Origin of the sequence: Streptomyces sp. NPDC051740, assembly GCF_044453165.1 — a bacterium.
In the GTDB taxonomy this organism is placed as follows: domain Bacteria; phylum Actinomycetota; class Actinomycetes; order Streptomycetales; family Streptomycetaceae; genus Streptomyces; species Streptomyces atrovirens.
Genome location: NZ_JBITCL010000034.1, coordinates 30189 through 52096, shown reverse-complemented (window position 1 = coordinate 52096; position 21908 = coordinate 30189). Strand labels below are relative to the sequence as shown.

At 71.6% G+C, this 21908-nt stretch carries 25 protein-coding genes and 2 pseudogenes; 13 read left to right on the top strand and 14 right to left on the bottom strand.

Going from position 1 to position 21908, the window contains the following annotated elements; translation table 11 throughout:
* Window positions 1–63: 63 nt before the first annotated feature.
* Entirely contained in the window at window positions 64–1668 is a 1605-nt protein-coding gene (locus tag ACIA6T_RS33735) for an ATP-dependent nuclease (protein ID WP_399450323.1), read from the bottom strand.
* A 340-nt stretch (window positions 1669–2008) separates the two neighbouring features.
* Between ACIA6T_RS33735 and ACIA6T_RS33730 the strand changes: the two genes are divergently transcribed.
* Both ACIA6T_RS33730 and ACIA6T_RS33725 read left to right on the top strand, forming a co-directional pair.
* Entirely contained in the window at window positions 2009–2611 is a 603-nt protein-coding gene (locus ACIA6T_RS33730; protein WP_399450322.1) for a helix-turn-helix domain-containing protein, read from the top strand.
* An 89-nt stretch (window positions 2612–2700) separates the two neighbouring features.
* Window positions 2701–2934: pseudogene (locus ACIA6T_RS33725) on the top strand (hypothetical protein); the annotation flags it as partial.
* Between the two features lie 103 nt (window positions 2935–3037).
* Here ACIA6T_RS33725 and ACIA6T_RS33720 read toward each other — a convergent pair.
* Window positions 3038–3472 (bottom strand): hypothetical protein, encoded by a 435-nt coding sequence (locus ACIA6T_RS33720; protein ID WP_399450321.1) that lies wholly within the window; start codon window positions 3470–3472, stop codon window positions 3038–3040.
* A gap of 136 nt (window positions 3473–3608) precedes the next feature.
* Between ACIA6T_RS33720 and ACIA6T_RS33715 the strand changes: the two are divergent.
* Both ACIA6T_RS33715 and ACIA6T_RS33710 read left to right on the top strand, forming a co-directional pair.
* Window positions 3609–3749: pseudogene (locus ACIA6T_RS33715) on the top strand (undecaprenyl-diphosphatase); the annotation flags it as partial.
* A gap of 119 nt (window positions 3750–3868) precedes the next feature.
* A complete protein-coding gene (locus ACIA6T_RS33710; RefSeq protein ID WP_085570927.1) occupies window positions 3869–4048 on the top strand; it encodes a hypothetical protein in 180 nt (59 codons plus the stop codon).
* 19 nt (window positions 4049–4067) lie between these two features.
* Here the strand turns inward: ACIA6T_RS33710 and ACIA6T_RS33705 are convergent, their stop codons facing one another.
* Together ACIA6T_RS33705 and ACIA6T_RS33700 are read right to left on the bottom strand one after the other, a co-directional pair.
* On the bottom strand, window positions 4068–4808 hold the full coding sequence (locus ACIA6T_RS33705) for an SDR family NAD(P)-dependent oxidoreductase (RefSeq protein WP_399450320.1): 741 nt from the start codon (window positions 4806–4808) through the stop codon (window positions 4068–4070).
* 45 nt (window positions 4809–4853) lie between these two features.
* Window positions 4854–5465 (bottom strand): DUF4291 domain-containing protein, encoded by a 612-nt coding sequence (locus ACIA6T_RS33700; protein WP_399450319.1) that lies wholly within the window; start codon window positions 5463–5465, stop codon window positions 4854–4856.
* Window positions 5466–5559: 94 nt separating this feature from the next.
* On the opposite strand from ACIA6T_RS33700, the gene ACIA6T_RS33695 reads away from it, so the two are divergent.
* Complete coding sequence (locus ACIA6T_RS33695; protein WP_399450318.1) at window positions 5560–6045, top strand: nuclear transport factor 2 family protein; 486 nt, start codon at window positions 5560–5562, stop codon at window positions 6043–6045.
* 70 nt (window positions 6046–6115) lie between these two features.
* Window positions 6116–7681, top strand: a complete 1566-nt coding sequence (gene lnt / locus ACIA6T_RS33690) for an apolipoprotein N-acyltransferase (protein WP_399450317.1) — start codon at window positions 6116–6118, stop codon at window positions 7679–7681.
* Here lnt and ACIA6T_RS33685 read toward each other — a convergent pair.
* Both ACIA6T_RS33685 and ACIA6T_RS33680 read right to left on the bottom strand, forming a co-directional pair.
* Window positions 7605–8510 carry a Gfo/Idh/MocA family protein gene (locus tag ACIA6T_RS33685; RefSeq protein WP_399450316.1) on the bottom strand — a complete coding sequence of 302 codons (906 nt, stop codon included), beginning with the start codon at window positions 8508–8510 and terminating at the stop codon, window positions 7605–7607. The genes lnt and ACIA6T_RS33685 overlap by 77 nt on opposite strands.
* Window positions 8511–8523: 13 nt before the next feature.
* Complete coding sequence (locus tag ACIA6T_RS33680) at window positions 8524–9717, bottom strand: FAD-dependent monooxygenase (RefSeq protein ID WP_399450315.1); 1194 nt, start codon at window positions 9715–9717, stop codon at window positions 8524–8526.
* 92 nt (window positions 9718–9809) lie between these two features.
* On the opposite strand from ACIA6T_RS33680, the gene ACIA6T_RS33675 reads away from it, so the two are divergent.
* The 3 genes from ACIA6T_RS33675 (at window position 9810) to ACIA6T_RS33665 (ending at window position 11560) form a co-directional block, all read left to right on the top strand.
* The gene (locus ACIA6T_RS33675; protein ID WP_399450314.1) at window positions 9810–10412 is read left to right on the top strand and encodes a TetR/AcrR family transcriptional regulator; all 603 of its coding nucleotides are present in this window, start codon (window positions 9810–9812) and stop codon (window positions 10410–10412) included.
* A gap of 30 nt (window positions 10413–10442) precedes the next feature.
* Window positions 10443–10955, top strand: a complete 513-nt coding sequence (locus ACIA6T_RS33670) for a DinB family protein (protein ID WP_399450313.1) — start codon at window positions 10443–10445, stop codon at window positions 10953–10955.
* A gap of 113 nt (window positions 10956–11068) precedes the next feature.
* Window positions 11069–11560, top strand: coding sequence for a hypothetical protein (locus ACIA6T_RS33665; RefSeq protein ID WP_399450312.1), 492 nt, complete (start codon window positions 11069–11071; stop codon window positions 11558–11560).
* 22 nt (window positions 11561–11582) lie between these two features.
* On the opposite strand, the gene ACIA6T_RS33660 is transcribed toward ACIA6T_RS33665, so the two are convergent.
* The 5 genes from ACIA6T_RS33660 to fabG all read right to left on the bottom strand — a co-directional run bounded on the left by ACIA6T_RS33660 (window position 11583) and on the right by fabG (window position 16408).
* The gene (locus ACIA6T_RS33660; protein ID WP_399450310.1) at window positions 11583–12098 is read right to left on the bottom strand and encodes a hypothetical protein; all 516 of its coding nucleotides are present in this window, start codon (window positions 12096–12098) and stop codon (window positions 11583–11585) included.
* Between the two features lie 138 nt (window positions 12099–12236).
* Window positions 12237–12920, bottom strand: coding sequence for a uracil-DNA glycosylase (gene ung / locus ACIA6T_RS33655; RefSeq protein WP_399450309.1), 684 nt, complete (start codon window positions 12918–12920; stop codon window positions 12237–12239).
* A gap of 90 nt (window positions 12921–13010) precedes the next feature.
* A complete protein-coding gene (locus ACIA6T_RS33650; protein WP_399450308.1) occupies window positions 13011–14597 on the bottom strand; it encodes an ABC transporter substrate-binding protein in 1587 nt (528 codons plus the stop codon).
* 277 nt (window positions 14598–14874) lie between these two features.
* Window positions 14875–15633 carry an SDR family oxidoreductase gene (locus tag ACIA6T_RS33645; RefSeq protein ID WP_383462306.1) on the bottom strand — a complete coding sequence of 253 codons (759 nt, stop codon included), beginning with the start codon at window positions 15631–15633 and terminating at the stop codon, window positions 14875–14877.
* A 13-nt stretch (window positions 15634–15646) separates the two neighbouring features.
* On the bottom strand, window positions 15647–16408 hold the full coding sequence (gene fabG, locus ACIA6T_RS33640; protein WP_030865253.1) for a 3-oxoacyl-ACP reductase FabG: 762 nt from the start codon (window positions 16406–16408) through the stop codon (window positions 15647–15649).
* 281 nt (window positions 16409–16689) lie between these two features.
* Between fabG and ACIA6T_RS33635 the strand changes: the two genes are divergently transcribed.
* Window positions 16690–17226 (top strand): excalibur calcium-binding protein, encoded by a 537-nt coding sequence (locus ACIA6T_RS33635; RefSeq protein ID WP_399450307.1) that lies wholly within the window; start codon window positions 16690–16692, stop codon window positions 17224–17226.
* 142 nt (window positions 17227–17368) lie between these two features.
* On the opposite strand, the gene ACIA6T_RS33630 is transcribed toward ACIA6T_RS33635, so the two are convergent.
* Both ACIA6T_RS33630 and ACIA6T_RS33625 read right to left on the bottom strand, forming a co-directional pair.
* Window positions 17369–17752 carry a DUF3037 domain-containing protein gene (locus ACIA6T_RS33630; protein WP_399450306.1) on the bottom strand — a complete coding sequence of 128 codons (384 nt, stop codon included), beginning with the start codon at window positions 17750–17752 and terminating at the stop codon, window positions 17369–17371.
* Window positions 17749–18513 carry a HipA family kinase gene (locus tag ACIA6T_RS33625; protein ID WP_399450305.1) on the bottom strand — a complete coding sequence of 255 codons (765 nt, stop codon included), beginning with the start codon at window positions 18511–18513 and terminating at the stop codon, window positions 17749–17751. The genes ACIA6T_RS33630 and ACIA6T_RS33625 overlap by 4 nt, the downstream gene beginning before the upstream one ends.
* A gap of 198 nt (window positions 18514–18711) precedes the next feature.
* Here ACIA6T_RS33625 and ACIA6T_RS33620 point away from each other — a divergent pair, with 198 nt between their 5' ends.
* Together ACIA6T_RS33620 and ACIA6T_RS33615 are read left to right on the top strand one after the other, a co-directional pair.
* Window positions 18712–19212: a Rieske (2Fe-2S) protein gene (locus ACIA6T_RS33620; protein WP_399450304.1), complete on the top strand. Its 501-nt coding sequence runs from the start codon at window positions 18712–18714 to the stop codon at window positions 19210–19212.
* A gap of 41 nt (window positions 19213–19253) precedes the next feature.
* Entirely contained in the window at window positions 19254–19724 is a 471-nt protein-coding gene (locus tag ACIA6T_RS33615; protein WP_399450303.1) for a pyridoxamine 5'-phosphate oxidase family protein, read from the top strand.
* Here ACIA6T_RS33615 and ACIA6T_RS33610 read toward each other — a convergent pair.
* On the bottom strand, window positions 19699–20640 hold the full coding sequence (locus tag ACIA6T_RS33610) for a LysR family transcriptional regulator (RefSeq protein ID WP_399450302.1): 942 nt from the start codon (window positions 20638–20640) through the stop codon (window positions 19699–19701). The genes ACIA6T_RS33615 and ACIA6T_RS33610 overlap by 26 nt on opposite strands.
* A gap of 75 nt (window positions 20641–20715) precedes the next feature.
* Here ACIA6T_RS33610 and ACIA6T_RS33605 point away from each other — a divergent pair, with 75 nt between their 5' ends.
* Window positions 20716–21663: a DMT family transporter gene (locus ACIA6T_RS33605; protein WP_399450301.1), complete on the top strand. Its 948-nt coding sequence runs from the start codon at window positions 20716–20718 to the stop codon at window positions 21661–21663.
* Window positions 21664–21908 lie beyond the last annotated feature (245 nt).

The following is a 21908-nucleotide window of genomic DNA, read 5'->3' as shown; positions in this document are numbered from 1 at the left end:
GCCATCCAGGCACCGACCGAACAAGTGAACCTGAAGCCACGTCAAACCTCCCTGACCAGCTAGTCAGCCACCCCCGCACAGCGGGGGAACCTCACAGGACGCTGCGGCCAGGTCGTACTCCAACGTCCAGTGGTCGGAAACGAAGGTGCGCACGTGGCCGCTGTCCTTTTCCTTCAGCGCTGCGACGTGATCGGCGATCTGCTGCCCGGTCATCTCCGCCGAGCACTTCAGCTGCTTGCGCATCTCCTCCGAAGTGCCAGCGGGCACCAGGTCCCGGTCCCGGATGCAAGCCACCGCGACCGGTATCTGCTCGCCCTCGCGCTGGAAGATCCGGCTGTAGCGGAAGAGACCGACGCCGCCGACATTGACGACGCTGACGCCGCATTCGCTGAACGACCGGCCGACAGCCTGTGCGAGGGCGGGCAAAACGATGGCTTCGGCGTCGCCTTCGACGATGGCGACGCTGCGGGCGAAGAACAGGTTGGCCTTGGTCACGTCGAGGAAGCGGGTGAGGAAGGCGTAGTCGCCCTCGTCGAGACAGGTCAGTCCCGGGGCCAGGCGGAAGGTCGATCCGCGGGCGACGAGTGTGAGGTGTTCGACCGGGATGGCCGAGGCCAGGTTGGGGCTGTGGGTGGTGAGGACGACCTGGACCGGCGGCGTCCGGGCCGTCTTGGCGGCCTCGGCACGATCCCGCAGGAGGTCCATGATGCGGGTCTGCAGCTGCGGGTGGAGGTGGGCTTCGGGTTCCTCGATCAGCAGCAGGGGTGCGAAGGCGCTGTTGCTGAGCAGCACCAGTTCGGCAGCCATGAACAGAGCGTTGTTGTAGCCCAGACCGTGCCGGGTCCACTCCCCCGTTCCCGCGAACAGCGTCAGCTCCAGCCGCTCCAGCGCACGGGCCAGGGTAGCGTCACCGGCGACGCCGATCTCGGCGCGCAGGACGTCGGAACCGATGGAGAACTTGTTCAGGTAGCCGGTGTTAATGTCGTTCCGGGCCGCGGCCACCGCCTCGTTGTCACCGATGTGGCGTTCCGCGCGGCGCAGGATGCCGACCAGGGTGGTGGCGCTGTCATCCTCCTTGTCGAAGTCGTCCGCGCCCTGGGCGCGCATGGCCGGGTAGCCAGCGAGGATCTGCGACAGCCGCGATCCCCGGCCGGAGCGCAGTTCGGCCTCGGCATCCCGCAACGGGCGCAGGTAGGTGGCCTTCAGCAGTTCGCGGGCGGCACCGTCCAGAGCGGGTCCCTGCCCGTCGCGTCCCGTGCGAGTGGTTACCGAGACCCTGTGGGGAGGCAGCGGCTCCATCAGCTCCGCTTTGACGGTGACATAGAGGGCGACGTTGCCGTCGTCGTCGGTGGTGAGCAGTTCCAGGAAGACCGCTTGTTCTTCTGTCGTCAGGTTCTTGAAGCCACAGGTGATCTTGAAGGTGCCTGCTCGGCCGCCCGGTCCGACGTGGAAGTCGTCGCGCGTGATGCGGTAGAAGTCAGCCGCGGTCGTCAGCAGGCAGAGGCGGATCGCATCGATGATGGCCGTCTTGCCGCTGTCGTTCTCGCCGACGAGGACGTTCGTGGCGGGACCGAAGTCCAGGCACAGACTGGCGTCGTTGTCACCGTCCTTCTGCGGCGCCGCGCCGAAGATCCGGAAGTTCTCCGCGTACAGGCAGGCAAGGTACAACGACGTCCCCCGAGCGGTGAGGCCCGAGCCCCGGATGGCCCAGGCGGCTGCAACCGCCTCAAGTGCCCTACTCGTGTGCGGTTCTGACGCATCATACGATTCCTCACAACACTTGGGCCTCATTAGGAGAATCCGCTCCCAAAGCTGGAAATAGACACCTCAGGTCGTCGACTCCAGCAGCAGGGCGAGATCGTCATTGCGGCACGGCCTGCAAGGAGGCGGTGCCCCTGCCGAAAAACTCATCCGTCCTGGTGAGGGCTGGTGTACGGGTGGTGTCGAGCGCGGGCGCTTGGGCGGGTGCTCCGGGCACCTGGTGAGTGCCCCGGCATGATGGCCGGTCGTGCTGCTTCGACTTGCCTATCTGGGTGTGGCGAACGTGTTCGCCCTGCGGCGGCTGCTGCCGGTGAGCAACCAGGACAAGGACGCGGAGATCCTCGCGCTGCGTCATCAGATCACCGTGCTGGAACGCCAGCTCGGCCGGGATCGGGTGCGGTTCGCCCCGAGTGACCGGGTGTTCCTGGCCGCGCTGCTGCGCCGGTTGCCGACGGAGGTGCTGCGCGGGGTGCGGCTGCTGGTGCGGCCGGACACGGTGCTGCGCCGGCACCGTGATCTTCTCGCGCGCCGCCATGCGGCCCGTTCCCGTCCGAAACGTTCGGGACGGCCGCGCACGGTGCGCTCGATCCGCGCTCTCATCCTGCGCCTGGCCCGCGAGAACCCGACCTGGGGCTACCGGCGCCTGCACGGTGAACTGCTCGTCCTCGGCGTGAAAGTGGCGGCGTCCACGGTCTGGGAGATCCTCAAGGACGCCGGGATCCCGCCGGCACCGAGCGGACGTCCAGTACCTGGGCGGACTTCCTGCGCTCCCAGGCCGATGCCCTGCTGGCGTGTGACTTCTTCGAGACCATCACTCTGTCCGGGACGCGGCTGTACGTGTTCGCGGTGATCGGGCACGCCGGCCGGCGCATCCGCGTCCTGGGCGCGACGGCGCACCCGACCGCCTCCTGGGTGGCGCAGGCCGCCAGGAACCTCGTCATGGATCTCCAGGACGCCGGCTGCCAGGCCCGCTACGTGATCAGGGACCGGGACGGGAAGTTCCCCGAACTGTTCGACACGATCCTCGCCGACGCGGGGATCGAGGCCGTGCTCAGTGGCATCCGGATCCCCCGCATGAACTCCATCATGGAGAGATGGGTGCAGACCTGCCGCCGTGAACTGCTGGACCGCACCCTGATCTGGAACCAGCGACATCTCCTCCACGCACTGCGGGAGTTCGAGCAGTTCTACAACGCGCACCGGCCGCACCAGGGCATCGCGAACACCTGCCCGCTGCACCCGCTCCCCGAACCGATCACCGATCACCGATCACCGATCACCGATCACCGATCCGGACGAAATCACCCGCCTCGACATACATCGAACCGACCGACTCGGCGGCCTCCTTCACGAGTACCAGCATGCTGCGCAACCAGGCCGGATGAGGTTTCCGGCAAGGGCAACGGCCCTGCGGGACTACGAGCAGCCAGCCGCCCTGCAACGACTCCTGTGCCCGCGAATTGGGAAGAGGCTTCCAGTCCACCCGGTAAAGCCAGCGCTGTACCTTCCGACGCTGCCGCTCACGCCGCCGCCACGACGACGACAAGGCCGGCAACACCGTGTGCAGAGCCTCTGCATCTGGCCCCAACTCCTCGGCCACAACCGCCGAGTTCTCGCGCTTGACCGCATCCCAGAAGGCGACGTCTGCCTCACCATCAACGCCACCCGCATGGGCCACGAGGTCGCCGGCGTGGAAGGTCTCTACTCGCACGTTACCCCTGCAAACCAGGTGGCTGCACTTCGCGGCCAGCGAGGGAGAGCACTGGAAGGTGCCATCTCCCACTGCTCTCGCATTCGATCTTGAAAAGTGGTGGAAAACAGCAGGTCAAATCCGCCCAGTCAAAGTCGTCATAAGTTCGTTCATGAAGTTCATCTCGACCAAGAGCTTCATGCCCTTCGTCTGGTACCGCCTCGCGCTCGGCGTCGTCATCATCGTGCTGGTCGCCACGGGCGCCCTCAGCCCGCACGCGGCGGAGTCGGCGGGCTGAGCCCCGGCGGGGAACACGCCTCCCCGGCGGGAACGTGACTCGGGCACGTGACCGAAGACATACGGTGCGCGTAGCCGTCCGGTAGCGCACTGTCAGTCCCTGGCCCTAGGCTTGTCCGCATGTCCCCCGATTTAGTGACCCCTGGTTCCGCGCGGTCCGCAGCCGAGGTCAACGAGCAGATCCGCGCGCTGTGGCTGCGCGCGGGCGGGTCCTTGTCCGCCCAGGAGCGCGAGCAGTACGAACTGCTGGTGGTCGAGTGGGCGGCGGCGATCCGCGGCCGGGTCGTCAAGGCGGCCTGACCCTCCCCCGCGCCGCGGCTCAGCGCCCGCCCGCCACTCTCAGCACCGTCCCCGTGGTGTACGAGGCCTCCGGCGACATCAGCCACGCCACGGCCGCCGCGATCTCCTCGGCCCGTCCCGCCCGCCGCAGCGGGATGCTCCCGGCCATCTCCCGGGCACGGTCCGGGGCTCCCATGGCGGCATGCATCTCCGTGTCGATCGCGCCCGGCGCGACCGCGTTGACCCGGATGCCGTCCGGGCCGAGCTCCTTGGACAGGCCGAGGGCCAGGGTGTCGACGGCGGCCTTCGTCGCCGCGTAGTGCACGAACTCGCCGGGACTGCCCAGGGTGGCGGCCCCCGAGGAGATGTTCACGATCACACCCTCGCCCCGGGGCGTCATGAGCTGCGCCGCCCGCCGCGAGCACAGCAGCGTGCCGATGAGGTTGACGTCGACGACCCGCCGCAGGACGTCCGTCCCGACCTCGGTGAACCGCCCCAGCGGCCCCGTCACCGCCGCGTTGTTCACCAGCCCTGTCAGCGGCCCGAGCTCCCGCTCCGCCACCTCGAAGAGGCGGTCGACATCCGCCTCGACGGACGTGTCCGCGCGCACGGTCACGGCCCGCGCCCCGGCCGCCCGCACCCCCCGCGCCACGTCCTCGGCGGCCTCGGCGTCCCGGACGTAGTTCACCGCCACGTCGTGCCCCTCCGCCGCGAGCCGCAGACAGGTCGCGGCACCGATCCCCCGGCTGCCACCGGTGACCACCGTGACGAGACGCTTCATGAGTACCTCCAGGCGAAGAGCGCGAAGAGCGCGGGACGAAGATCCTCAGGCTCGCAGATGCGCGAGCACCTCGTCGTCGAGGGGGTAGGGGCGCTCCTCGGGCAGCAGCCCGGCCGCACGGTCGAGCTGCCCCTCCCCCACCAGGGCACGGATCCCGGCGGCGAGCGGTGTCACGTCCTCGATGCCCACGATCCACTCGTCCGCGTACCGCGCGGCCGCCTCCCCGGCGAGCCCCAGCTGGAGCGAGCGGTACGGCAACGGGTTGAGACGCAGATCCCGCTCCGGGTCCCACTGCACCCGCGCGGGCGCCTTCCGCAGCTCCCGCTTCCAGGTGCCGCCGTCACCGTGCAGGGCGGGCACGTAGTGCGACAGACACGCGTTCCGCAGCGCCCACACGAACCCCTCCCGGCTGATCTCCACGGCCAGCACGGTCTCCTGGCCCTCCTTCGTGCCCCACCCGCAGCGGTACATCATCCACAGGAACGACGGCTTGATCCATGTCATGCGCTCCCTGCTCCACGACGACGGGAAGCGGCCGTGGCCTGCCGCCGCGCGGCCTATTTCCGGGCGGTAGGCCTGGTAGACGGTGACGGTGGACTCGGTGTGGCGGGCGCGCACCTCGAATTTCGGGTGCTGTCCGGTCGGCTGATCGTTCACGGCGTACAGCCTCGGCCGCGCAACAGGGCGAAGGCCAGTGAATATCCGCGCACGCCCCCTTGGCTGCGCACGTGCCATGGCCAACACTGAGCCGATGACGCAGCGTGTGGAGCTCGCGACCGTGAGGGACCGGCTGGCCGTGGACGGGCTCGTCACCGAGTACGCGGTGGCCGTGGACGACGGCGACTGGGAGGCGTACCGGGGGCTGTTCACCCCGGACGGGCGGGCGGACTACCGCTCGGCCGGCGGCATCGAGGGCACCGCCCGGGTGGTGGCCGGATGGCTGGCGGACAGCCTCGGGGGCTTCCCCGTGCGGCAGCACCTGATCGTCAACCGGCGGGTGCGGTTCGGGGTCTGGGAGCAGGACACCGGCGACACGGCCCAGGTGCAGGCCGACTACGTCAATCCGATGGGCCGTACCGGGCAGGACGGCGCCTTCGCCGCTCTGGACCTCGTGCGCGGCGGCCGGTGCGCCTTCGCGATGCTGCGCACGGACGACGGCTGGCGGCTGAGCGAGGTGGTCGTACGGGAGAAGTGGCGCCGCCTGCCCGATCCGCGGACGGATCCTGTGACCGGCTGACCCCGGCATGCGCCGTCCCGGATCACCGAGGGGACGCACACTGGAGGCACCATGGGGTAGGGAGGGGCCTATGAAGACGCTCGGCCACTGGCTCACCTCCCCCTGGCGGCGCTCGACCGTCGCCGCGGTCGTGGGCGCCCTGCCCGTCCTGGCCTTTCCCGCCCCGTCCCTGTGGTGGTTCGCCTACGTCGCCCTGGTCCCGTGGGTGCTGCTGGCCCGTACCGCTCCTACGGGGAGACGGGCGGCCTGCGACGGCTGGTGGGGCGGGTTCGGCTTCATGCTGGCCATGCACCACTGGCTGCTGCCGAATCTGCACGTGTTCACGTTCGTCATCGCCGTCCTGCTGGGCGCGTTGTGGGCGCCGTGGGGGTGGCTGGTGCGGCGGCTGCTCGGCGGGGTGCCGTCGCGCGGGCGGGTCACGGCCGCGCTCGTCGTGGTGCCGTCGGGGTGGCTGACGATCGAACTCGTCCGCTCCTGGCAGGGGCTCGGTGGCCCCTGGGGCGTGCTCGGTGCGAGCCAGTGGCAGGTGGAGGCCGCGCTGCGGCTGGCGTCGGTCGGGGGGACCTGGCTGCTCAGTTTCCTGGTGGTGGCCCTGAACGTCGCCGTGGCCGTGCTGGTCGCGGTCCGGCGGGCCCGGGTGCCCGCCCTGGCCGGGCTCGTCGCCACGGCCGCCGCCGCTTCCGCCGCCTGGGTGTTCTCGCCCCGGCCCGGCACCGACGACCGGGTGCGGATCGCGCTCGTGCAGCCGGGTGTCGTCGCCGGACCCGACAGCGCGGACCGCCGCTTCGACCGCGAGGAACAGCTCACGCGCGAGCTCGCCGGGCAGGACGTCGGCCTGGTCGTCTGGGGCGAGAGCAGCGTCGGCTTCGACCTCGGGGACCGGCCCGACCTGGCGCGGCGGCTGGCCGCGCTGTCCCGCGAGACGGGCGCCGAACTCCTGGTCAACGTGGACGCCCGGCGGTCGGACAAGCCCGGTATCTACAAGAGCTCGGTGCTGATCGGCCCGGACGGTCCGACCGGCGACCGGTACGACAAGATGCGGCTGGTCCCGTTCGGCGAGTACATTCCGGCCCGTTCCCTGCTGGGCTGGGCGACCTCCGTCGGCGAGGCGGCCGGCGAGGACCGCCGGCAGGGCTCCGAGCAGGTGGTGATGGACACGGCGAACGGGCCGCGGATCGGCCCGATGGTGTGCTTCGAGTCCGCGTTCCCCGACATGAGCCGGCATCTCGCCGAGGACGGCGCCGACGTGCTGCTCGCCCAGTCCTCCACGTCGACGTTCCAGCAGAGCTGGGCGCCCGCGCAGCACGCCTCGCTCGGCGCGCTGCGCGCCGCCGAGACCGGCCGCCCGATGGTGCACGCGACCCTGACGGGCGTCTCCGCGGTGTACGGGCCGGGCGGGGAGCCCGTCGGCCCGCGGCTCGGCACGGACACCGCCGCCGCGCGGGTGTACGAGGTTCCACTGGCGCACGGCACCACGCCCTACGTCCGCTTCGGCGACTGGTCGCTGTACGGGGCCCCCATGGTCCTCGTGGTCTGGGGCGTCGCCGAGGTGCTGCGGATCAGGCGGAGCGCTCGTGGACCGCTCGCAGCACCCGCTCGCACAGCTCATGGGTCGCCAGCGCGTCCCGGGCGCTGAGCACCTCGCCCGCGCGGACCGCGTCCAGGAAGGCGAGCACCGCCTGCTCGATGCCGCGCTGCCGCGACACCGGCACCCAGTCGCCGCGCCGGCGCACGGTGGGCTGCCCCTTGTGGTCGACCACCTCGGCGAGGTTGACCACCTGGCGCTTGGTGTCCTGCCCGGAGACCTCCAGGATCTCCTCGGCCGAGCCGCTGAGCCGGTTCATCACGCCGAGCGCGGTGAAGCCGTCCCCGGAGAGCTGGAGCACCACGTGGTGCAGCAGCCCGTCCTCGGTGCGGGCGCGCACGGTCACGTCGTCGACCGTGCCGGGCACCAGGAAGCGCAGGGTGTCGACGACGTGGATGAAGTCGTCGAGGATCATCGTGCGGGGTTCCTCGGGCAGTCCGACGCGGTTCTTCTGCATCAGGATCAGCTCGCGCGGGTGGTCGGCGCACTGGACGTAACCGGGGGCGAAGCGCCGGTTGAAGCCGACGGCGAGGCTCGTGCCCCGTTCCTCGGCGAGCGCCACCAGCCGCTCGGAATCGGCGAGTTCGTAGGCGAGCGGCTTGTCGACGTACGTCGGTACGCCCGCCTCCAGGAGCCGGTTCACGATCTCGGGGTGGACCTCGGTGGGCGCGTGCACGAAGGCCGCGTCGAGGTCCTGGGCGATCAGGGAGCCGAGGTCCGCGTGGCGCCGCGCGGGCGGGAGGTGGAGGCCGTCGGCGACCCGGTCGAGGGTCGCGGGGGTGCGGGTCTGCAGGTGCAGCTCCACTCCGGGCTGGTGGGCGAGCACCGGAAGGTAGGCCTTCTGGGCGATGTCACCGAGTCCGACGCAGCCGACCTTCACGGGGTGTTCTCCTCTAGCCATTGCCTTGCGTGGTGTGCTGCGAAGCATACGGCTGCTGCGGCGGGCACCAGCCGGCGATCGAGTCGAAGCCGCGCAGGAACAGGGCCGGTCCGGCCTTCGACAGCGCGGCGAGCGCGTTGTCGCGTACGGCGACGCCGACGCGGCCGGTCATCAGGTTGAAGCGGGCCACCTTCACGGCCCGGCGGGCGATCCCGGTGGTGCGGGGCAGCCGGGCCGCGGTGTAGGCGGGCAGGTCACCGGCGTGGTGGGCGAGGGTGATCGCGTCCTCGACGGCCTGGTTGCCGCCCTGACCGAGGGTCGGCGGCATGGCGTGCGCGGCGTCGCCGACCAGGGCCACCCGGCCGTGGTGGTAGGCGGGCAGCGGCTCGGCGATGTGGTGGACGTCGTGGCGGAGTACGTCCTCGGGCCGGGCGGCGGCCAGTACGTCGGGGATCGGGGTGTGCCAGTCGCCGTAGAGCCGCAGCAGTTCGGCCCGCTCGTCGTCAGGGGCGCGCTCCCCGGCGGGGGCCACGGCGGCGGCGTAGGCGTAGACCCGGCCGTCCTTGAGCGGATGCGTGCCCCAGATGCGGCCCCGGCCCCAGGTCTCGTGGGAGGCGAACTCCACGCCGGGCAGCGGGATCACCACCCGCCAGGTGGTGAAACCGGCGTACACGGGCCCGGGGTGGCCGGGGAACAGCACGCGGCGTACGGCGGAGTGGACGCCGTCGGCGGCCACCACGAGGTCGGCCTCCAGTTCGCCGTCGGGGGTGCCCACGCGGGCCGGCCGGCCGGAGTCGCCGGGGACACCGGGGTCGAGGAGGCGGGCGTCGGTGGCCGTGCGGACGGTGTCCGGCGGGAGCAGTGCGGCCAGGTGGCCGACGAGGGTGGCGCGGTGCAGCAGGACGAGGGGGCCACCGAAGCGCTCGGTCGCCGCGGCGGCACTGGTACGGGACAGCCACCGTCCGCCCGGCGCGCGCAGCCCTCCGTCGCCCTGCCAGGCGGACAGGGCGCGGATGTCGTCGCCGAGCCCGATGACGTCCAGCCCGCGCAGGGCGTTGGGGGCCAGGGAGATGGCCGCGCCGACGGGTTCCAGTGAGCCGGCCCGCTCCAGCACCGTCACCCGCGCCCCGCGCCGGTGCAGGGCGGCCGCCGCGGTCAGGCCGCCGATCCCTCCGCCGATGACGATCGCCCGCTCGGTCCGTGCCATGACTCCTCCTCGCACCACACGTGAACTACACCTGTAGTGAACGCAGGACTCCAACATACTACGTCCGTAGTGAGGTGGGTAGTTTGACCTCCATGTCCGTACGCACCGCAGGCACCGCCCGTGCCGATCTCGTCGCCGACACCGCCCTCGCCCTGCTCGCCGAACGCGGGATGCGCGGGCTCACCCACCGGGCGGTCGACGAGGCGGCCGGACTCCCCCAGGGGTCCACCTCGAACCTGGCGCGCACCCGCCAGGCGCTCCTCGAGCTGGCGGTACGGCGGCTCGCCGAGCGGGAGGCACGGGTTCTCGCGCTGCACGAGATGCCCGACCCACGGGCCGGCGCCGGCCCACTGGTGGACGCCCTGGCGCTGGCCGCCCACCGCGCGCTGACCCGCAACCGGGCGCTGACGCTCGCCCGCTACGAACTGGCCCTGGAGGCCACCCGCCGCCCCGAACTGCGGGCGCACTTCGATGCGGCCGGTGCCCGCTTCCGCGACCTGCTCACCGCCCTCGTCACCGGGCTGGGCTCGACGGACCCCGACCGTCATTCCCTGTCGCTGATCGCCTGGGCGGACGGGCTGATGTTCTCCTGCGTGGCCGGTTCCTTCAGCGCGCGCGTGCCGGGCCTCGCGGAGGTGCGCGCGGACCTCGGGGAACTGCTGGCGGGAATGCTCGGCACCGAAAAGCCCTGGTGAAGGGGGGTCACGCTGGGCAAGGATGGCGGCATGACGATCGAGCGCAGTGAACCCGCCGTCAACGCCGACGAACGCGCCATGCTGGAGGGGTGGCTCGACTACCACCGCAGCACCCTCGCCCGGAAGTGCGAAGGGCTGACCGACGAGCAGTTGCGCACCGCGTCGGTGCCGCCCTCGGAGCTGTCCCTGATGGGCCTGGTGCGGCACATGTCGGAGGTGGAACGGAGCTGGTTCCGCAGGGTGCTCGCGGACGAGGACGCCGGCCCCCTGTACTACAGCGAGGCCGACCGGGACGGCGAGTTCCATCCGACCGAGACGGACACCTGGCAGGAGGCGTACGCGACCTGGCAGTCCGAGATGGGCGCCGCCCGGCGCAACGCGGCCGGCTTCGCCCTGGACGACCTGTCCCGGGGCCGTCACAGGTTCAGCGAAGATCCGTACAGCCTGCGCTGGATCTACACCCACATGATCGAGGAGTACGCGCGTCACAACGGCCACGCCGACCTGCTCCGCGAGCGCGTCGACGGCGCCACCGGCGACTGACGTCACCCGCGGGGCGTCCGGAAGCCCCCGTACGGGGCGGGAGATCACCCGTGCGGGGCATGCTGGGCCTGTCCGGCCTCCCCGGGGCGGCCGGAGCCAGCAGAGTGGCGCGGGTGCATCGAACGACGACCACAGCAACGCTTCTGGTGACCGTGGCGGTCTCGGCCCTCTCGGGCTGTGTGACGGTCCACCGTCCCCTCGCCCCCGGACCGGCGACGGCACCGTCCCAGGGGTCGGAGCCACGTCCGGTCGGGGGCGACGAGACGGAGGTCGTACAGGCACCGGCGCGCGAGGCCCTGGAGATGATCGGCCCGTCCCGGCCCTCGAAGACGCCCGCGTCCCCGTCGCACCGGGCCGCCCCCAGGGCCACGCCGGAGCGGGACACACCGCCCGACGACCGGAACGGGCAGGCCCGGTCGGCCCGTCCCGGAACCGGCGGGAACGGCCGGCCGCGACTTCCCGCGACGGACCTCCCCGATGTGCCGGAGTCGATGCGCCGCGGCTCCTCCGGTGGAACGGACGTGTGCGCGCTGGGCAGGCGGTACGGCGGCTGGCGCCCGGGCAGCCCGGAGGCGGCCATCTGCGAGAAGACGTACGGAGGCTGAACCGGCCGGAGCGGTGCCGGTCCTAGGAACGTCGTCCCGGCGGCCACCGGCCCTCGGGCGTCCCGTCCTCGTCCAGCCGGATCTCCAGCCGCCGGATGGCGGCCCGTACGCCCTCGCCGTAGCGGTCGTCGGCCAGGGTGCGGGCAGCGCCCCGGGCCCGGTGGAGATGGGTGCGGGCGGCGTCGGGGCGGCCGAGGCGGGCGTAGTCGGCGGCCAGGTTGAGCTGCAGGGACGGGTAGAGCGCGCGCACGGCGAGGGATTCCCCGTACGCGCCGACGCGGTCGTCCGCGGCCTCCTCGGCCGCCGTCAGCGCCCGCAGGTCCCAGGCCAGTTCGTCCTCGGGGTCGTCCTGCGTGTCGGCGAGGTAGTGGGCCAGGGTGCAGCGGTGCAGCGGGTCCCCGTGCTCGCCGATCTCCGCCCACAGGCCGAGCAACCGGTGCCGGGCCTCCTCGCGGTCCCCCGCGTGGTGCAGCATCACGACCTGACCGATCCGTGTGAGCACGGCGTCCGGCGCCGCCTGCTCCTGTCGCTCCGCCACCGCGTCCTCCGCACCGCTCGCCGACTGTCGCCCCCGACGCTAACCGCAGGCCGGGGCAATACCGGACAAGCAGCTCCGTAGTACTCGAGCGGGCCGGGTACGGGGCCGCTGAAGCGCTCCGCACCCGGCGGGGCGGCCTCAGCCCAGGTTCGGGACGGTCCAGTCGATCGGCTCGTGGCCCTGAGCGGCCACCGCCTCGTTGATCTGCGTGAACGGCCGGGACCCGAAGAACTTCTTCGCGGACAGCGGCGAGGGGTGCGCCCCCTTGACCACCACATGCCGGCTCTCGTCGATCAGCGGCAGCTTCTTCTGCGCGTAGTTGCCCCACAGCACGAAGACCGCCGGGTCGGGGCGGTCCGCCACCGCGCGGATCACCGCGTCGGTGAACAGCTCCCAGCCCTTGCCCTTGTGCGAGTTGGCCTCACCGGCGCGGACCGTGAGCACCGCGTTGAGCAGCAGCACGCCCTGCTCGGCCCACGGCATCAGATAGCCGTTGTCCGGGACGGGCGTGCCCAGCTCGGCGTGCATCTCCTTGTAGATGTTGCGCAGGGACGGGGGGATCCTCACGCCCGGGCGGACGGAGAAGCACAGGCCGTGTCCCTGGCCCTCACCGTGGTACGGGTCCTGGCCGAGGACCAGGACCTTCACCTTGTCGTACGGCGTGGCCTCCAGCGCCGCGAAGACCTCCTCGCGGGGCGGGTAGACCGGACCGTTCGCCCGCTCCTCCTCGACGAACTCGGTCAGCTCCTTGAAGTAGGGCTGCTGCAGCTCGTCGCCCAGAACCCCGCGCCAGGACTCGGGCAGCATGGCGATGTCGGTCACGTCAATGTCCTTACGTGTGCGGTCGCTTCCAGACCACAGAACCTACAGGCGACCACTGACAACCGGCCCGGCGAACGGCCGTACCCGGCCCTACCAGCTCGTCTTCCGGGAGAGTTGCCACATCATCATGATCGTGGACGGGTCCAGGGACCGCTCCGCGCCCGAGATGTCGCGGCTCGCCGCCACATACGGCCGGCCCTGCCACAACGGCAGCAGCCGCACGTCGTCGACCAGGATCCGCTGGGCCTCCTCGAACTGCTTCACCACGTTCCCGCGGTCGCTCTCCCGGCGGGAACTGGGCAGCAGATCGTCTGTGATCTCGTTCGCCTCGTAGGGTGTGCCGAGCGCGTTCTGCTTGCCGACGAACGGGGCGATGAAGTTGTCCGCGTCCGGGAAGTCGGGGGCCCAGCCGCGCCCGAACACCGGGTACTCACCGTTCTGGTAGCCCTCGACGTACGTCTTCCAGGGGCGGCTCTTGAGCGTGATGTCGAACAGCTTCGACGCCTCCAGCTGCCGCTCGAGCTCCTTGAACTCCAGGCCGGTCTCGGAGCCGTAGCGGTCCGTGGTGTACCAGAGGGTGAGCGGGACCGGCTCGGTGATGCCCGCCTCGGCGAGGATCCGCCGGGCCTTGGACACGCTGGGCTCGCCGTAGTCGTCGAAGAAGCCGGTGGTGTGCCCGGTCAGGCCCTTGGGGACCATGGAGTACAGCGGGTCGACGGTGTCCTTGTAGACCTTGTGCGCGATCGCCGCGCGGTCGACGACCTGGGCGACGGCCTGGCGCACCGCCTTCTTGCCGGCCCACGGGTCCTTCGGGTTGAACACCAGGTAGTTGATGTCCGTCCCGGTGCCGTCGATCAGCTGGAGCTCCTCCTCCTTGGAGGTCTTGCCCTGGAGGTCGATGATGTCGCCCGCCGCCAGGCCGCGGTAGGTCAGGTCGATCCGGTCGTCCCGCAGTGCCTTGACCATGGTGCCGGAGTCCTGGAAGTAGCGGATGGTCACCGCGTTGTTCCGGCGTTCGGCGAAGCCCTTGTAGCGGTCGTTGCGGGCGAGTTCGGCCGCCTCGCCCTCCTTGTACGACCGGAGGGCGTAGGGCCCCGAGCCGACGACGCCGTCGTCCTCGCGCAGGGCGTCGGCCGGGTAGGCGTCGGGGTCGACGATGGACATCGCCGGGGTGGCGAGCACGAACGGGAAGGTGGCGTCCGGCTTGTTGAGGTAGAAGACGACCTCGCGCTCACTGGGCGCCTGCACCCGTTCGAGGCTGCCCAGCAGACCGGCCGGACCGCCGTTGACGTCGATCTCCCGGATCCGGTCGATGGAGTGCTTGACGGCACCGGCGTCGAGGGTGCTCCCGTCGGAGAACGTCAGCCCCTCGCGCAGCTCGCAGCGGAACACCTGGTTGGAGCTGTCGGAGAACTCGCAGCTCTTGGCGGCGTCCGGCTGCGGGGTGGTCGCGCCGACCGGGTAGCTCAGCAGGGTCTGGTAGATGTTGCGGAACAGCTCCCAGGAGCTGTCCCAGGAGGCGGCAGGATCCAGCGTGCTGGGCGAGCTGGTGGTTCCCACGACGATGGGTCCCTCGTCGTCCGAGGTGTCGGACGACAGGACACCGCACCCGGTCGCCAAGGACGATATGGACGCGATGGCCGCCACCCGCCGCAGGCATCGGTTCCGGTTGAACACGCGCACGCTCCTCGCTCTGCCGTCCCAAGAGTCGGCAGACCATACCGCAGTGTTCGCCCCGTTGACCCCTCTCTGTACGACCCTTGAGATCAACTCTCCGATGACTACGTTGTCACGCACCGTCGCGGCCCGGTACGCCGGCACGGGCGCCGTTTTCGTCGACGGACGCCCGCGCCGGATCGTCGGACAGGGGCCCCGCGCGGGCGCTCGCGTCACCCGCGCGGGGCGCGGGACCGTCCCGCGCGGCGCATGTGTCGCACCACGCGGGGCGTCCGGTTCAGGCGACGCCGGCGTTGAGGAAGATGCCGCCGTCGACGACCAGGGTCTGGCCGGTGACCCAGTCCGACTGGTCCGAGGTGAGGAACGCGGCGGCACCGCCGATGTCGGAGGGCACGCCGAGCCGGCCCAGCGGGTAGCCGGCGGCGGCCTCCGCCTCCCGGCCCTCGTACAGCGCCTGCGCGAACTTGGTCTTCACCACGGCCGGGGCGATGGCGTTGACCCGCACCCCGGGCGCGAACTCGTGCGCCAGCTGCTGGGTCAGGTTGATCAGCGCGGCCTTGCTGACACCGTAGGCGGCGATGAACGGCGAGGGCGCGATGCCCGCCACGGAGGCGATGTTGACGATCGCGCCGCCGTTGTCCTTCTGCCAGGCGTGCCAGGTCTTCTGCGCGAAGCCCAGCGCCGAGATCACGTTGGTCTCGAACACCTTGCGCGCCACGTTCAGGTCGAGGTCGGCGATCGGCCCGAACACCGGGTTGGTACCGGCGTTGTTGACCAGATAGTCGACCCGGCCGAATGCCTCCATCACGCGCTCGACGGCGAGGGCCTGATGGGCCTCGTCGTGCGCCTTGCCGGCGACGTAGACGGCACGGTCGGCGCCGAGCTTCTCGACGGCCTCCTTGAGGGCGTCCTCGCCCCGTCCCGTGATGCAGACCCGGTCGCCGCGCGCGACCAGCGCCTCGGCGACGCCGTAGCCGATGCCGCGGCTGGCGCCGGTGATCAGGGCGACCTTGCCCGAGAGTTCCACAGCAGTCATGTTCCCGGTCTTCCTAGTCGAGCGGTCCGCCGGCGACGTACAGCACCTGGCCGGAGACGAAGCCGGCCGCCTCGCCGGTGAAGAAGGCGATCGCGTTGGCGATGTCCTCGGGCTCGCCGACGCGGGCGACCGGGATCTGGGTGGCGGCGGCGGCCTTGAAGTCCTCGAAGCCCATGCCGACGCGGTCGGCGGTGGCCTTGGTCATCTCGGTGGCGATGAAGCCGGGGGCGACGGCGTTGGCGGTGACGCCGAACTTGCCGAGCTCCTTGGCGAGGGTCTTGGTGAAGCCCTGGAGGCCGGCCTTGGCGGCCGAGTAGTTGACCTGGCCGCGGTTGCCGAGCGCGGAGGAGGACGACAGGTTGACGATCCGGCCGAATCCGGCGTCCACCATGTGCTTCTGACAGGCCTTCGACATCAGGAACGCGCCGCGCAGGTGCACGTTCATGACGGTGTCCCAGTCGGAGACGCTCATCTTGAACAGCAGGTTGTCGCGCAGCACGCCCGCGTTGTTGACGAGGATCGTGGGCGCGCCGAGCTCCTCGGCGATCCGCGCGACGGCCGCCTCGACCTGCGCCTCGTCGGAGACGTCGCAGCCGACCGCGATCGCCTTGCCGCCGGCGGCGGTGATCTTCTCGACGGTGTCCTTGCAGGCGGCCTCGTCGAGGTCGATCACGGCGACCGCGCGGCCCTCGGCGGCCAGTCGTACGGCGGTGGCGGCGCCGATGCCGCGCGCGGCGCCGGTGACGACCGCGACCCGCTGCTCAGTGGTGGACATTGCTGCTTCTCCTCGCGCTTGGGATGCGGCTCCTGCGGCCGGACCGGAATCGGTGAGCGACCGCTTAGTACCTTCAGCAGACGTGACGCTAGAAGCCCTGGCACCCGGTGTCAACGGCACACCGCGCGTGTGTGATCCATTCCCCGCGCGGCGGCCGTCTCCGCCCCGCCGTGGGCGGCCCCCGGGTGGAGCACCCGATCGGCCCAGCGCTGCGTGCCCCGGCGCCGGACGGCCCCTAGCGTCGAAGCGCGAGCCACCCGCGGCCGGAAAGGAGGCGTTCCATGCGCCGTCGCACCGGTGCCATGGGCACGCTGATCGCGCTCGCCGCGATCGTGCCGTTGGCCGACACCGCTCACGCCCAGGACCTGGACTGCAGCGACTTCACCTACCAGGAGGACGCGCAGGTCTTCTTCGACACGGACCGGAGCGATCCGCACCGTCTCGACGAGGACCCGGGTCCGGACGACGGAGTGGCCTGCGAGGCACTGCCCCGGCGCGGTCTCACGTCGTCCACCTTCCGTCCGGCCCCCGCCACCTCGGCACCGACCCGGTCGCCGGCACCGACGACCGCTTCGCCCACCCGGTCACCGTCGTCGACGGCCGCAACGCCCACCCGGACCGTGACCCCCACCTCCGCGCCGACGACACGGACCGCGCCCGCGACCCCCACCTCCGTCGCGCCGACGCGTGGTGTGCAGGGCGGGCTGGGCGGCTCGTCGGAGGCCGGGCCGAGCGGCTGGGACCTGGGCATCGGCGCGACGTTCGTGACGGGCGCCGTGGCCGCGACCGGTTACCTGATGAAACGTCACCGGACCTGACGGGTCGTGGGCGCCTGCGGGTGGTCTGTGGCCGGTCGCGCAGTTCCCCGCGCCCCTTTCAGGTGGGTCCGCCGCACCTGCCTGAAGGGGCGCGGGGAACTGCGCGAACAACCATGAACCACCCGCAGCCGCCCATGACCCGTCAGCGGACGAGCAACTCCAGCAGCCGCTCCGCCTCCGCCGCCGGATCGGTGGTGAGCCCGGTGTGCACGGGGCCGGGCTGGACGATGGTGGACCGGGGCGCGATCAGCCAGCGGAAGCGCCGTCCGGCGTCGTCCCGCGCCGCCTGCCCTGCCGCGTCCCCGCCCGCGCAGACGCCCTCGACGGCGCGCAGCGCGGCCCGTACGCCGGGCACGTCGGCCTTCGGGTCGAGGGCCAGCAGCCGCGCCTCGTCGAGGTGCGTGCGGGCCGCGACGAACGACTTGGGGCGGCAGTACACGAGCACCCCGGCGTTGACGCACTCCCCGCGTTCGACGCGCGGTACGACCCGCAGCAGCGCGTACTCGAAGACGTACCGGTCGCTCACTGGTCCCCCTCGAGGCCGCGGATGTCGTGGTGGACGGTGGCCGCGCGGGCGATCAGCGGCCGCGCGTAGGCCGACCGGAGTTCGTCCGGGGTGTCGAAGCCGGGCTCGCCGGTCAGCCAGGGGTCGGGGATCTCCGCGGTGACCTCGGCGAGCAGTTCCTCGGTGACCTGCGGCGCGAGCCGGGCCGCGGCGGACGCGATGTCCGGCGCGAACGACTTCAGGGCGTGGTCGGAGGCGTCGTAGGGGCGGGCGGCGGAGGCTGCCGCGCCGGGCCAGTTGTGGTGCCAGATCATGGTCGCGCCGTGGTCGATGAGCCACAGTTCGCCGCGCCGGCGGAGCATGTTGGGGTTGCGCCAGGAGCGGTCGACGTTGTTCACCAGCGCGTCGAACCAGACGATCCGCCCGGCCTCCTCGGGGCTCACCTCGAAGGCGAGCGGGTCGAAGCCGAGGGCGCCGGAGAGGAAGTCCATGCCGAGGTTGGTGCCGCCGCTGGACTTCAGCAGCCGCTGCACCTCCTGCTCGGGCTCGCCGAGCCCCAGCACGGGGTCGAGCTCGACGGTGACCAGGCGGGGCACCCTCAGTCCCAGCCGGCGGGCGAGTTCCCCGCAGACGACCTCGGCGACCAGCGTCTTGCGGCCCTGTCCGGCGCCGGCGAACTTCAGCACGTACGTGCCGAGGTCGTCGGCCTCGATCAGTCCCGGCAGCGAGCCGCCCTCGCGCAGCGGCGCGATGAAACGGGTCGCGGTGACTTCCTTCAGCATCGCACCAGGCTACTGGCGTGTCGCCGCACGTCGGAGGCGGCCCGTGCGGGACGGCCCGGAGCCCGACAGCGAAACGACAGCCGTGATTTACGCCCGTCAGACCGCGGACACGCCAAGCTCTCGGCATCGCATGAACAGCGTGGGCCCGCTGACCGTACCTCTCCCCAGATCACGCAACCCCGGAAGGGACACACCGGCATGACCAGCGCATCGCTCACATCCGCATCGGGACCCGCCCGTCGAACCGTCGTGGCGGCGGCCGGAGCGGCGGGCCTCGCCGTCGCGCTGACCGCGTGCGGAGGCTCCGACGACGACACGCCGGGCTCCTCCGTGGACTCCGGCTCCACCGGCGCCTCGCCGGACGGCGGCGGCGAGAGCGGCGGGGGTTCGGGCGGCGGCGAGAACGCCGGTACCGACCCGCTCGCCTCGACCGCCGACATCCCCGAGGGCGGCGGAAAGGTCTTCGCCGACCGTAAGGTGGTCGTCACCCAGCCGACGGCGGGCGAGTTCAAGGCGTTCTCGGCGACCTGCACCCACCAGGGGTGCGCGGTGAAGAGCATCGCCGACGGGGTCATCAACTGCCCCTGCCACAACAGCAACTTCTCCATCACCGACGGCAGTGTGCAGAGCGGCCCGGCGACCAAGCCGCTGCCCGCCGTGGAGATCACGGTGAGCGGGGACTCGATCACCCTCGCCTGAGTCGCCGGCACCGGGCACGACACGAGAGACGAAGGGGCCGTATGACCGCCACGCAGCGCCGGGGCCGGAAGATCATGATGACGCCCGGTGAGCTGGACGACTTCCTCACCGTCCAGCGCACCTGCCGGGTCGCCACGGTGTCCGCCGACGGAGCGCCGCACGTCAGCACGCTCTGGTTCGCCTGGGACGGCACCTCGCTGTGGCTGTACTCCGTGGTGCGCAGCAGGCGCTGGGCGGATCTGCGGCGGGATCCGCGGGTGGCGATCGTGGTCGACACGGGCGAGGAGTACGACGAGCTGCGCGGCGCGGAGCTGTCCGGGCGGGTGGAGTTCGTGGGCGAGGTCCCGCGCACCGGCGAACTGTGCGCGGAACTCGACGTTCCGGAGACGCTGTTCGCCCGCAAGAACTTCGGCCTGGACGAGATGCCCCACGACGGGCGGCACGCCTGGCTGCGCCTGACCCCGGAGAAGACCGTTTCCTGGGACTTCAGAAAGCTCCCGACACTGCCGTAGGGCTCTCACTCATCGCCCCGACGCGCTCCCCCGCCGCCCGCAGTGCCTGTACCGCCGCCCGGATCGACGGGCGGCGGTCGGCGTCCGCGCGCCAGACGACGAAGACGTGCCGTCGTACGCGCTGCCTGAGCGGGACGGTCACCACCCCGTCGGGCAGCGGGTCGCGGCCGAGCAGCGGGGCGATGCAGACGCCGAGCCCCGCCGCGACCAGGCCGAGCTGGGTGTGGCTCTCGGCGGCGCGGTGGCCGATGACCGGCTCGATGCCCTTGGAGCGCAGGGTGAACATCAGCCACTCGTGGCAGAACTCACCCTCGCCCCAGGTGATCCACTCGTCCTCGGCGAAGTCGGCGAGGTCCACCTCGTCACGGCCGGCGAACCGGTGGCCGGCCGGGAGCGCCACATCGGCCGGGTCGTCCAGCAGGAGCGCCTTGACCAGACCGTCGGGCAACGGCATCGGCTTGTTGTACCAGTCGAGCACCACCGCGAGATCGAGGTCCCCGCGCACCACTCCCCGGACGCCCTGCTCCGGCTCCTGCTCGCGGGAGCGCACGCGCAGCGCGGGGTGCCGCTCGCGCAGGGCCCGCAGGGCCACCGGGAACAGCCCCCGCGCGGCGGTCGGGAACGCCGAGACCCGCAGCTCACCGGCGACCTGTCCGCGCTGCGCCTCCAGGTCGGACTGGGCGAGCTCGACCTGGGAGAGGATGCGCGCCGCGTGCTCGGCGAGCAGCCGGCCCGCGTCCGTGAGCCGGACGCCCCGCCCGTTCCTGGCCAGCAGCCGCTGACCGACCTCGCGCTCCAGCTTGGACATCTGCTGCGAGACGGCCGAGGTCGTGATGTGCAGCCCCTCGGCCGCGCCGCTGACCGAGCCGTGCCGGGCGAGGGCGTCGAGGGTACGCAGGCGCTCCAGGTTCAACATGTAAGCGATGCTACGAGATACCGCGTGCGAAATCTCGATTGTGCTACGAGATGGATGTCCCGCATCGTTGCGTCCATGAGCAGCGTCACCGCGACCACCACCGCACCGGCCCCGGCCGGCCCCGCCCCGGAACCCGTCCGCCCCCGCCTGGACTGGCGGCTGCGTTTCGGCGCGCTCTCCCTGATCTGGGGGTTCAGCTTCCTCCTCATCAAGGTCGGCACCCAGGGCTACGCCCCCTTCCAGGTCACCTTCGGCCGGCTGGCCTTCGGCACCGCCGTCCTGGCGGTGGCGATGGCGGTACGGCGGGAGGGGCTGCCGCGCGGTGCGCGCACCTGGGGTCATCTCGCGGTCGCCGGGTTCCTGCTGAACGCCCTGCCGTTCTCGCTGTTCGCCTTCGCGGAGCTGACCATCCCGTCCACGCTGGCCGGCATCTGCAACGCGACCTCACCGCTGTGGGGCATGGCGCTGTCGCTGGTGGCGCTCTCCGAGGACCGGCCGACCCGGGTGCGGGTGGCGGGGCTCGGCCTCGGCTTCCTCGGGGTGCTGACCGTGCTGGGCGCCTGGCAGGGCTTCGAGGGCCTGGATGCCCGCGGCACGACGCTGGCCCTGCTGGCCTCGCTGAGCTACCCCGTCGGCTGGATCTACGTCCGCCGCACCCTGGCGGGCAGCAGCCACTCGAACCTGTCCCTGACCGGCGGCCAGCTGCTGCTGGCCACGGTCCAACTGGCCGTCGTCACCCCGCTGTTCACCACACTGCCGACCAGGTTCGCCGTCGGCCCGCTGCTGGCGATCGCCGCGCTGGGCATGCTGGGCACGGGTCTGGCCGTACTCATCCAGTACGGCCTGGTCGCCGAGGTCGGCCCGACGACCGGCCAGATGGTCACCTACTTCGTCCCGGTGATCGCCGCCGCGGCCGGCATCGCCATCCTCGGCGAAACCCTGACCTGGTCCACACCGGTGGGCGCGGCGATCGTCCTGGCGGGCGCGGCACTGACCCAGGTGAGGCCAAGAAAGCCGGCCTAGCCACCTGCCCCGTCACCGCGGGCGATCGCCCCACCGGCCCTGCCCTCTCCCTGCCACCTCACTGCGGGCAGTCGTGCCTCCCCCCAGTGCCTTGAAGAGTGCCTTGAAGGCCTGGGAGGTACCCCCAGGGCGATGGGGGTCCCCCGCTCGAGCGAAGCCGAGAGTGGGGGAGGGTGGGCGGTGGGGGTCCCTCCCGCTCATGGGGGCCCCTCCCGCTCATGGGGGCCCCTCCCGCTCGAGCGAAG

What these genes read in the sequence shown, in the direction of transcription:
- ACIA6T_RS33710 (WP_085570927.1), top strand. Translation starts at nt 3,869, where the DNA reads ATGTCCCCCGATTTAGTGACCCCTGGTTCCGCGCGGTCCGCAGCCGAG.
- ACIA6T_RS33705 (WP_399450320.1), bottom strand. Translation starts at nt 4,808, where the DNA reads ATGAAGCGTCTCGTCACGGTGGTCACCGGTGGCAGCCGGGGGATCGGT.
- ACIA6T_RS33695 (WP_399450318.1), top strand. Translation starts at nt 5,560, where the DNA reads ATGACGCAGCGTGTGGAGCTCGCGACCGTGAGGGACCGGCTGGCCGTG.
- lnt (WP_399450317.1), top strand. Translation starts at nt 6,116, where the DNA reads ATGAAGACGCTCGGCCACTGGCTCACCTCCCCCTGGCGGCGCTCGACC.
- ACIA6T_RS33680 (WP_399450315.1), bottom strand. Translation starts at nt 9,717, where the DNA reads ATGGCACGGACCGAGCGGGCGATCGTCATCGGCGGAGGGATCGGCGGC.
- ACIA6T_RS33675 (WP_399450314.1), top strand. Translation starts at nt 9,810, where the DNA reads ATGTCCGTACGCACCGCAGGCACCGCCCGTGCCGATCTCGTCGCCGAC.
- ACIA6T_RS33670 (WP_399450313.1), top strand. Translation starts at nt 10,443, where the DNA reads ATGACGATCGAGCGCAGTGAACCCGCCGTCAACGCCGACGAACGCGCC.
- ACIA6T_RS33645 (WP_383462306.1), bottom strand. Translation starts at nt 15,633, where the DNA reads ATGACTGCTGTGGAACTCTCGGGCAAGGTCGCCCTGATCACCGGCGCC.
- fabG (WP_030865253.1), bottom strand. Translation starts at nt 16,408, where the DNA reads ATGTCCACCACTGAGCAGCGGGTCGCGGTCGTCACCGGCGCCGCGCGC.
- ACIA6T_RS33635 (WP_399450307.1), top strand. Translation starts at nt 16,690, where the DNA reads ATGCGCCGTCGCACCGGTGCCATGGGCACGCTGATCGCGCTCGCCGCG.
- ACIA6T_RS33625 (WP_399450305.1), bottom strand. Translation starts at nt 18,513, where the DNA reads ATGCTGAAGGAAGTCACCGCGACCCGTTTCATCGCGCCGCTGCGCGAG.
- ACIA6T_RS33620 (WP_399450304.1), top strand. Translation starts at nt 18,712, where the DNA reads ATGACCAGCGCATCGCTCACATCCGCATCGGGACCCGCCCGTCGAACC.
- ACIA6T_RS33615 (WP_399450303.1), top strand. Translation starts at nt 19,254, where the DNA reads ATGACCGCCACGCAGCGCCGGGGCCGGAAGATCATGATGACGCCCGGT.
- ACIA6T_RS33610 (WP_399450302.1), bottom strand. Translation starts at nt 20,640, where the DNA reads ATGTTGAACCTGGAGCGCCTGCGTACCCTCGACGCCCTCGCCCGGCAC.
- ACIA6T_RS33605 (WP_399450301.1), top strand. Translation starts at nt 20,716, where the DNA reads ATGAGCAGCGTCACCGCGACCACCACCGCACCGGCCCCGGCCGGCCCC.